This window comes from Thermovirga sp. (assembly GCA_012523215.1).
In the GTDB taxonomy this organism is placed as follows: Bacteria; Synergistota; Synergistia; order Synergistales; family Thermovirgaceae; genus 58-81.
In genome coordinates, this window is sequence record JAAYIZ010000223.1 from 1 (window position 1) to 1,860 (window position 1,860).

Below are 1,860 nucleotides of genomic sequence, written 5' to 3' on the forward strand. Positions count from 1 at the left end.
GGGCCCGGTCGCTGATCTGCACCGAGAAGGATATCTTCAACCTCCCCCCGGACTGGTCGCCCGCCGTCCCGGTCTACGTTCCCAGGGTCCACGCGGTCCTGGCAGACGGGGACTCCTTTTTCGCCGCTCTTGCACTACATCTCAGGCCCAGGGTCGTCGTCGCCTCCAACGGGCACGGGGAGGACGCCATCGGCAGCCTGCTCGCCGAACGGCTTCAAAGCAGGTTTCCCCTCTTCGAGGTTTCGGGCTTCCCCCTCGTCGGCAGGGGGCAGGAGTACCGGTCCAGGTCAGTCAGGGTGCTCTCACCCCCCAGCGAGACGCCGAGCGGGGGCGTGGTCAAGTATAGTTTGAGGGATCTCATCCGGGACATCCGGTCGGGTCTCTTCAGGCATATCGAGGCCCAGGCCGAGGCCTGGAGCGGTCTCAGGGGGCGGTTGAGGACCGTCCTCTGCGTCGGCGATGTCTACCTTTTCCTGCACAGTCTCTGGGGGCAGGGCGCCATGCCGGTGCTCCTGGCCACGGCCAAGTCCGAGCGCCTTCACGGCCATTGGGGGTTGGAGAAGTGGCTCCTCAAAAGGCGCTGCAGGAGGGTTTTCACCAGGGATCCCGAAACCGCCCGGGAACTGTCTGAAAGAAAGGCCGACGCGGTCTTCAAGGGAAACCCCATAATGGACCTCGCCGGAGAGGCCGTCGGCAAACCCGGAGGGCATCGACCCTTCGGGGTCCTGCTCCTCCCGGGAAGCCGGGAGAGGGCCTACGACGACCTAGGGCTCCTGCTCGGTGCCGCCGAGGTCATAGCCCTCGAGGAGGACTGCCGGTTCGAGATGGTCGTTGCTTCTACCCTGGATAGGGAGAGATTGCTGGAGAAGGCTCCCTCCTGGAGGGTCGACAGTCCCGATGTCATCAGGCATGAAAAGGGCAAACCGGAGGTGCGCCTCTTTTCCGGCGAGGTCTCCCGGGCGGCGTCCCGCTCCGACATCCTTATCGGTCTTGGGGGCACGGCCAACCAGATCTGTGCCGGTATGGGCCTGCCGGTGGTCTCCATCGACGAAAAGGGCAAGAGGGTGCAGAAAAAACTCCTGGGCGAGGCGGAATCGCTGGTCCCCGCCGACCCGGTTTCCCTGGCCCGGGAAGCCCTGGCCATCCTCGGGGATCCGGCTCGTCACGAGAGGATGTCCCGCGCGGGGATGGAGAGGATGGGCGGCGGGGGTGCCCTGGAGGCCGTGATAGAATATGCTTCCCGGACGCTGGGATGGGGAAAAAGGCAGGAAGTGTGCCGGATTTTCGGCGCCTATGTTGAAAAGAATTCGGGAAGAACGGGTTCCTAACCCGAAGAGCATGGAGATGATCGGTCATGGTGAAAAGCTTTTCCGCCGGCAAGGTTCTTTTCGGTGACGGGAGGCTGGTCCTCGTGGCGGGGCCCTGCGTCCTCGAGGACCGGGAGACGGCCCTTTCCATAGCGCGGGAGGTCTCGGGTATATGCGGCAGGCTGGGCATGCCCTACGTCTTCAAGGCCTCCTTCGACAAGGCCAACAGGACCTCCATCCACAGCTTCAGGGGTCCTGGCCTGGAGAAGGGCCTCCAGTGGCTTGCCGAGGTGAAGAGATCCGTCGGCTGTCCCGTCCTGACGGATATACACCTCCCCGGCCAGGCCGAAAGAGTGGCCGAGGTGGTGGACATTATCCAGATACCGGCCTTTCTCTGCAGGCAGACCGACCTCGTCGTCGCCGCCGCGGCCACGGGCAGGGCGGTGAACATCAAGAAGGGGCAGTTCCTTGCCCCGGTGGACATGGGGCAGGCGGTCTCCAAGTGCCTCGAGGCGGGCAACGACAAGGTCATCCTCTGCGAGAGGGGGAGCAC

General features: G+C 64.4%; 2 protein-coding genes. Both read left to right on the forward strand.

The window, feature by feature from the left end:
• Positions 1–1,328 (forward strand): tetraacyldisaccharide 4'-kinase (locus tag GX108_06380; protein NLO56661.1); only part of this gene is annotated, 1,328 nt, incomplete at its 5' end.
• 26 nt (positions 1,329–1,354) lie between these two features.
• The coding region (gene kdsA, locus GX108_06385; GenBank protein ID NLO56662.1) for a 3-deoxy-8-phosphooctulonate synthase at positions 1,355–1,860 on the forward strand (506 nt) is incomplete at its 3' end.